11 protein-coding genes are annotated in these 6,871 nt (G+C 66.8%); 5 read left to right on the forward strand and 6 right to left on the reverse strand.

From position 1 onward, the window contains the following. Positions 1-69: 69 nt before the first annotated feature. Genes QZ546_RS09010 through QZ546_RS09020 form a run of 3 tightly spaced genes read right to left on the reverse strand, consistent with a single transcriptional unit; the run spans position 70 to position 1,582 of the window. The gene (locus tag QZ546_RS09010) at positions 70-978 is read right to left on the reverse strand and encodes a class I fructose-bisphosphate aldolase (RefSeq protein ID WP_294236323.1); all 909 of its coding nucleotides are present in this window, start codon (positions 976-978) and stop codon (positions 70-72) included. Between the two features lie 35 nt (positions 979-1,013). Next, a complete protein-coding gene (locus tag QZ546_RS09015; protein WP_294236289.1) occupies positions 1,014-1,340 on the reverse strand; it encodes a type II toxin-antitoxin system PemK/MazF family toxin in 327 nt (108 codons plus the stop codon). Further along, on the reverse strand, positions 1,337-1,582 hold the full coding sequence (locus QZ546_RS09020; RefSeq protein WP_294236291.1) for a ribbon-helix-helix protein, CopG family: 246 nt from the start codon (positions 1,580-1,582) through the stop codon (positions 1,337-1,339). Before QZ546_RS09020 ends, QZ546_RS09015 begins: the two co-directional genes overlap by 4 nt. Positions 1,583-1,761: 179 nt before the next feature. Between QZ546_RS09020 and QZ546_RS09025 the strand changes: the two genes are divergently transcribed. Further along, positions 1,762-2,220 (forward strand): TlpA disulfide reductase family protein, encoded by a 459-nt coding sequence (locus tag QZ546_RS09025; RefSeq protein WP_294236325.1) that lies wholly within the window; start codon positions 1,762-1,764, stop codon positions 2,218-2,220. Positions 2,221-2,313: 93 nt separating this feature from the next. Here the strand turns inward: QZ546_RS09025 and pgk are convergent, their stop codons facing one another. Genes pgk through gap form a run of 3 tightly spaced genes read right to left on the reverse strand, consistent with a single transcriptional unit; the run spans position 2,314 to position 4,996 of the window. Further along, entirely contained in the window at positions 2,314-3,513 is a 1,200-nt protein-coding gene (gene pgk, locus QZ546_RS09030; protein WP_294236293.1) for a phosphoglycerate kinase, read from the reverse strand. Next, positions 3,510-3,986 carry an MOSC domain-containing protein gene (locus QZ546_RS09035; protein WP_294236295.1) on the reverse strand — a complete coding sequence of 159 codons (477 nt, stop codon included), beginning with the start codon at positions 3,984-3,986 and terminating at the stop codon, positions 3,510-3,512. The genes pgk and QZ546_RS09035 overlap by 4 nt, the downstream gene beginning before the upstream one ends. Next, a complete protein-coding gene (gap, locus tag QZ546_RS09040) occupies positions 3,986-4,996 on the reverse strand; it encodes a type I glyceraldehyde-3-phosphate dehydrogenase (protein WP_294236297.1) in 1,011 nt (336 codons plus the stop codon). Before gap ends, QZ546_RS09035 begins: the two co-directional genes overlap by 1 nt. A 196-nt stretch (positions 4,997-5,192) precedes the next feature. Here gap and QZ546_RS09045 point away from each other — a divergent pair, with 196 nt between their 5' ends. The 4 genes from QZ546_RS09045 (at position 5,193) to QZ546_RS09060 (ending at position 6,657) form a co-directional block, all read left to right on the forward strand. After that, positions 5,193-5,390 (forward strand): hypothetical protein, encoded by a 198-nt coding sequence (locus QZ546_RS09045; RefSeq protein WP_294236299.1) that lies wholly within the window; start codon positions 5,193-5,195, stop codon positions 5,388-5,390. After that, positions 5,390-5,707 (forward strand): cell division protein ZapA, encoded by a 318-nt coding sequence (locus QZ546_RS09050; RefSeq protein WP_294236301.1) that lies wholly within the window; start codon positions 5,390-5,392, stop codon positions 5,705-5,707. The genes QZ546_RS09045 and QZ546_RS09050 overlap by 1 nt, the downstream gene beginning before the upstream one ends. Before the next feature lie 216 nt (positions 5,708-5,923). Beyond that, positions 5,924-6,457, forward strand: a complete 534-nt coding sequence (locus QZ546_RS09055; protein ID WP_294236303.1) for a 5-formyltetrahydrofolate cyclo-ligase — start codon at positions 5,924-5,926, stop codon at positions 6,455-6,457. Next, entirely contained in the window at positions 6,454-6,657 is a 204-nt protein-coding gene (locus tag QZ546_RS09060) for a DUF2842 domain-containing protein (RefSeq protein ID WP_294236305.1), read from the forward strand. Before QZ546_RS09055 ends, QZ546_RS09060 begins: the two co-directional genes overlap by 4 nt. The last annotated feature ends 214 nt before the right edge of the window (positions 6,658-6,871 follow it).

Here is a 6,871-nt window from a genome sequence, read left to right on the forward strand (position 1 = left end):
ACCTGTACGGCGCCAAAGGGGAATGGGCGCCCCGGTTCCCCAACCAGGACGCCCAACCCTATCAAGAACTTATTCTTCGTTCTTGTAGATCGCGATCAGCTTTTCGAGCATGGCCAGCGCCTCGTCGCGCGGACGCTGGAAGGTGTTGCGGCCGATGATCGAGCCGTTGCCGCCACCGTCGCGGATGTCGCGCGCGTCCTGATAGACGGCATCGGCACCCTTGGCCGCGCCGCCCGAGAAGACGACGATGCGGCGGCCCGCAAAGCTCGACTGGACGACATGGGCGACCCGGTCGGCCTGGTTGGACCAGTCCTTGCCCTCATAGGCGGACTTCGCCTCGGCCTGTTCGATATGGTCGGTCGGCAGCTTCACCTTGATGATGTGCGCACCGAGCAGCGCCGCCATGTGCGCGGCATAGGCCCCGACGTCGAGCGCCAGTTCGCCGTCCTTGGTCAGCTTGCCGCCGCGCGGATAGCTCCAGATGACGGTGGCGAGGCCCGCCTCGCGCGCTTCGGCGGACAGGATCGCGATCTGGTCCATCGAATCGAAAATGCCGTCCGAGCCCGGATAGATGGTAAAGCCGATCGCCGCACAGCCCAGCCGCACCGCGTCCTGCACGCTGCCCGTCACGGCCTGGGTGATGGAGGTGCCCCAGCTGTTCGAGCTGTTGATCTTCAGGATGGTCGGGATTTGACCCGCGAACGTGTCCGCCCCGGCCTCGAGCATCCCGAGCGGCGCGGCATAGGCCGACAGCCCGGCGTCGATCGCCAGCTGGAAATGGTAATGCGGGTCATAAGCGGGCGGGTTGACCGCGAAGCTGCGCGCCGGGCCATGCTCGAAACCCTGGTCGACCGGCAGGATGATCAGCTTGCCGGTGCCGCCCAGCTTGCCCTGCATCAGGATGCGGGCGAGATTGGCCTTCACCGCGGCGGGCGTGCCTTCATATTTGTCGAGAATGGCCTTCACGGTCGGGGTCATCATGTCTCTCCAGATTGGTATCGGGCTATAAAAGTTCAGAGCATCAGCCAGCGGCGCAGCGCCTGATCGACCTGCTCCATCCGGGTGGGCGAAGCATGGCCGAGGACTTTGACGATATGATTGCGCGGGATGGACAGGATCTTGTCCACCTGCACCTCGCACTCGACGGTCAGGCCGGTATGTTCGCGCGGGGAAAAGGCGACGCGGAACAGCGCCTCGCCACCCACGACCGAGGTCATCGGGCAGACGGTGACGGTGTTGTGCGTCTCGTTATACAGGTCCGACTGGACGACCAGGAACGGGCGATGATCGTCCCCCGCGCGGGTCGCCGCGAGCACGATGGCGGCGTGGGAAATCTTCACGCGTCGGCATCCTTGACGTCGGTTTCCTGGGCCATCGCGTTCCAGAAGGCGAAATCCTCCGGCGTGTCGCGCTTCGACGCGCGAGTCGACTGGCGGCGCGCCTCGCGACGATAGGCTTCGTCGTGCAGATCGACATAGCGGCGCACCGCTTCGCGTGCGATATCGCTTTTGCTGCGCCCCTGCGTGCGCGCGACGGCGGCCAGCCGCTCCTCCAATTCGGTGTCGAGACGGACGCCGAGCATCGCCACTCCTTCGTTTAACGCGTTAAACCTAGCAAGTCCGACAAGTCGGATCAAGCGCTCTTGACGCTGATCTGCGCCGCGCGTCATCCTGTCCTTCGGGCGGAATGGGGAAAAGCGAGATGAGATGGGCGGGCTGGTGGCTGGCGGTGCTGTTGTCGGCGCTTCCGGCATCGTCGGCGATGGCGGGCAAGGCGGGGCCCAAGGTCGGCGAGGTCGCACCCGATTTCGACCTGACGCTGATCGATGGCTCGCATGTCCGCCTGTCGGAACTGCGCGGCCAGGTGGTGGTGCTGAACTTCTGGGCGACCTGGTGCGGGCCGTGCCGGGCGGAACTGCCGCTGCTCGACCAATATTATCGCATCCAGGGCAAACATGGGCTGAAGGTATTTGCCGTGGCGACCGAGGATTCGCTGCCGCTCTACCAGCTCAAGCCGCTCTTCGCCGCGATGGCGATCCCCTCGGCGCGCAGGATCAAGGGCCCCTATGCGACACTGGGCGCGGTGCCGACCAACTATATCATCGATCGGGCGGGCGTCGTCCGCTACGCCAAGGCGGCGGCGTTCGGTATCGACGATCTCAACCGGCTGCTCGTGCCGCTGTTGAGCGAAACCCCGCCGCCAGCGGCGACGGGGTCGTAACTATCCAGCCAAGAGGGGTCACAGCCTGCGGCCTGGCCCCTCCACCATGGTTCGCATGGTCCCCCTCCCCATCCGAGATGGAGAGGATAAGGGTTACGCCATCAGCGCGGCGACGCCGGGCAGGTCCTGGCCTTCCATCCATTCCAGGAACGCGCCGCCTGCGGTCGAGACGAAGCTGAACTGCGTCCCCACGCCCGCCTGGTTGAGCGCGGCGACGGTATCACCGCCCCCTGCGACCGAGACGAGGCTGCCATCCTGGGTCAGCGCCGCCGCCGTCTTGGCGAGCGCGACGGTCGCCATGTCGAAGGGCGGCGTCTCGAACGCGCCGAGCGGGCCGTTCCACACCAGCGTACGGCAATTCTTCAGCACATCGCCCAATGCCTCGACGGCATTGGGGCCGAGGTCGAGGATCATCTCGTCGGCGGCGACTTCGTGGACGTTGACGGTGCGCGTTTCGGGATTCGGCTTGAACTCCTTGGCCACTACCACGTCATAGGGCAGGTGGACGGTGCAGCCCGCCTTGTCCGCCGCCTCGAGGATTTCCTCGGCGGTGCCGGTCAGGTCATGCTCGCACAGCGACTTGCCCACATCGACCCCGCGCGCGGCGAGGAAGGTGTTGGCCATGCCGCCGCCGATGATAAGGTGATCGACCTTGCCGACCAGATGCTTGAGGACGGCGAGCTTGGTCGAGACCTTGGCCCCGCCGACCACCGCCGCGACCGGATGCTCGGGATTGCCCAGCGCCTTTTCCAGCGCGTCGAGTTCGGCCTCCATCGCGCGGCCCGCGAACGCGGGCAGCTGGCGCGCCAGACCCTCGGTCGAGACATGCGCCCGGTGCGCCGCCGAGAAGGCGTCGTTGACGTACAGGTCGCCCAGCTTCGCGATCTGCGCCGCCAGCTCGGGATCGTTCTTTTCTTCGCCGGCATAGAAGCGGGTGTTTTCCAGGATCGCGATATCGCCGGGGTTCAGCGTCGCGACCGCCGCTTCCGCCGCCTCGCCCGCAACATCGTCGATGAAGCGGACCGGGCGGCCCAGCACGTCGCTATAGGGCTGGGTCAGCATCGCCAGCGAGAATTCCGGGTTACGCTGTCCCTTGGGACGGCCGAAATGGGCCAGGATCAGGACGATCGCGCCCTTGTCCGCCAGTTCCGTCACGGTCGCGATCGTCGCGCGCAGGCGGGTGTCGTCGGTCACGCGGCCATCGGCCATCGGCACGTTCAGATCCTCGCGGACCAGCACGCGCTTGCCGGACACGTCACCCATATCGTCGAGCGTCTTGAAGGCCTTGGTCATGATTCCTCGATCCTGATGTTATCGCCGATGCGGATCGTGCCGCCCTCGATCACGCGGGCGCATGCGCCGCCGCGCCAGTCGGGTCGAAGGGCCGCCTGCAATCCGTCGGCGATCGCGTCCATGCGGTGGCACGGATCGCATTCCACGGTGATTTCCAGAAGGACGGGCCCGACACGCAGCCGGGTGCCCGGAATTTGGGGAAGGTCGAAATCCTCGACCAGCAGGTTTGCGCGGCGCTCCTGCCAGGGGATGTCGCGGTCGATCTCGGCCAAAGCGGCGTCCCAGTCAGCCCGCTCGATCAGCGTGACCTGCCGACGCCCGCGACCGCCGGGCTTCAGCCGCCCGCGCACATCGCCTTTCACGCCGCCGTCCAGGGTGACGATGGCGGTGTCGATCACCTCCATCGGCCCCTTCGGCACGGCATGGCGGGCGATGCCGGCCAGATGCCCGGTCATCGCCCGCCCGTTCGTCATCAGAGGAACTTCGCCATCGCGGTCGCGGTGTCGACCATGCGGTTCGAGAAGCCCCATTCATTGTCGTACCAGGACACGACGCGCACCAGCTTGCCGTCGATCACCGCCGTCTCCAGGCTGTCGACGGTCGAGGACTGCGGCGAGTGCATCAGGTCGATCGAGACGAGCGGCTCGTCGGTATAGACCAGCACGCCCTTCAGCGGGCCGCTCTCGGCCGCCGCCTTCAGGATCGCGTTGACCTCTTCCTTCGTCGTGTCGCGCGCCGGGGTGAAGGTCAGGTCGACCAGGCTGACGTCCGGCACCGGCACGCGGATGGCCGAGCCGTCCAGCTTGCCCTTCAGCTCCGGCAGAACCTCGCCCACCGCGCGGGCGGCGCCCGTGGTGGTCGGGATCATCGACATGGCGGCGGCGCGGGCGCGGCGCAGGTCGGGGTGGATCTGGTCGAGGATCTTCTGGTCGTTGGTGTAAGCGTGGACCGTGGTCATCAGGCCACGCTCGATCCCGATCGCGTCGTTCAGCACCTTGGCGACCGGCGCCAGGCAGTTGGTGGTGCACGAGGCGTTCGACACGATGGTGTGATCGGCGGTCAGCTTGTCATGGTTGACGCCGTACACGACGGTCAGGTCGACATTCTTGCCGGGTGCCGAGATCAGCACCTTCTTGGCGCCCGCCGCGATGTGCTTTTCGCACGACGCCTTGTCAGTGAAGAAGCCGGTGCACTCCAGGACCAGGTCGACGCCCAGTTCCTTGTGCGGCAGGTTCGCCGGATCGCGCTCGGCGGTGACGCGGATGCGCTTGCCGTCGATCACGATGTCGTTGCCCTCGGCGGCGACTTCGCCCGGATAGCGGCCATGGATGCTGTCGCGGCTGAACAGCCAGGCGTTCGACTTGGCGTCGGCCAGGTCGTTGATCGCGACGAGTTCCAGCGCGCCCTCGCCCCGCTCGAGGATGGCGCGCGCGACCAGGCGGCCGATGCGGCCGAAGCCATTGATTGCAACCTTGACCGTCATGCCAGCAAGCTCCTGTGTGTCTCTTAGGAGAAATTTCACCTTAAAGTTGATTTCTCTCTCAACAGAAAGTTGATTCCTCTCGCGCCACGCCTTTCGGAGCCGATCCGGCCGCTGTCAACCGCCGCCGCGCGACGGACCGCCCGAATCCGGCCCAATTCCGGGTTGCCGCGGGGTGCCATCCTGCTAAGCCGCTGACATGTCCGAACCCATTGCCGACGACGCCCTTTCCTCGGTCGAGCGGATCGACCACGCCATCGCCCGCATCGAACGCGCGATCCGCAACCGCGCTGCCAAGGAAGACGCGCTCGCCCGGCGCCACGCCGCGCTGAAGGCTCGTATGGCCGACGCGGTCAGCGCGCTGGACGAGGTGATCGCCCGCGGGAGCGCCGCCTAATGGCCGAGGTGACGATCATGGTCGGCGACCGCCCGCACCGCGTGGCGTGCCAGGACGGTGGCGAGGCGCGCGTGCGGATGCTGGGCCAGATGCTCGATCAGCGCTGGCCGGCGGCACTTCGCGCCTCGGGCGGGCATAATGGCGAGCGGGCACTGTTGTTCGTCGCCCTGCTGCTGGCCGACGCGCTGGAAGAGGCCGAGCGCCGCCCCCCGGCGGGTGCGGCGGTAAGCGAGGCCGCACTCGCCCGCATCGCCGAGCAACTGGAGGCGCTGGCCGATGCGCTGGAACCCGATGGGCGCGGGGATGCCATTGAGTAACGGACTCTTGAGTATCCCGGGGGCCTCGCCTACATTGCGTAGCGGCGGGTTCTGCCCGGTACGAGCCACGATAATCCCTGAGGCTATTCTTCATCCAAGGGGGCTGTCCCTGCCCGGACTCTGGTCCGACGCACATGGTTCCCACCTGACGTATTGGGCGTCAGTGGATATTACGGCAAACGGCCACGGCGGTCCCGCCACCCGCCCCTTTCCCGCATGACCGACAAACGCGCCCTTCGCGCCCGGATGCGGGCCATCCGCGAAGCGCACGGCCCCGGCCTGTTGCCGGTCGCACGCGCCTTTCTGGATAGACTGCTGCCCGGACAGGTCGTCTCGGCCTATCGCCCGCTGGGCGCCGAGGCGGACCCGGCTCTGTGGGTGGAGGCCGCGCTCCACGCGGGCGCGACGATCGCCCTGCCCCATGTCGTCGACCGGGCGAGCCCGATCCGCTTCATCCCCTGGATGCTCGGACAGGAATTGACCGTCGGCGCCTTCGGGCTTCACCAGCCCGATCCCGACGGCCCCGAATGCGCGCCCGACATCATCCTGACACCCCTGGTCGGCTTCGACCGGCGCGGCAACCGGCTGGGCCAGGGGGCGGGCCATTATGACCGCGCCTTTGCCGCCCATACCGATGCCTGGCGCGTCGGGCTCGCCTGGGCCGTCCAGGAGGTGGAAATGCCGACACCCGATGCTTGGGACGTACCGCTGCACGCCATCGCCACTGAAACGGAATGGATCGTCCCATGACCCCCAGTTGGCGCAAGCCCGCCGGAATGCTGCTGATCGTCGCGATCATCATCTTATGGGCGGCGCTGGTGGCCAGCCTGTCGGCGGTGGTCGGCCAGTGGCATTGGGGGTTGCAGCTGGTCTTCTACATCGTTGCGGGAATCGCGTGGATCACGCCGATGAAGCCGTTGCTGCGGTGGATGGAGGGGGGACGGGGTTAGGGATTCCCTTGGCCTTCGACTTCGCTCAGGTCGAACGGAGCTTCGGGCAAAACGAACGTTCGGCCTGAGCGAAGTCGAAGGCCACGCTCGACCGCTCACCAAATCGCCAAAGCCGAAAACAAAAGCGCCATCCCGAAGGATGGCGCGAGTGACGGGGCTCGAACCCGCGACCTCCGGCGTGACAGGCCGGCGCTCTAACCAACTGAGCTACACC

The sequence above is a fragment of the uncultured Sphingomonas sp. genome, assembly GCF_913062585.1.
In the GTDB taxonomy this organism is placed as follows: Bacteria; Pseudomonadota; Alphaproteobacteria; order Sphingomonadales; family Sphingomonadaceae; genus Sphingomonas.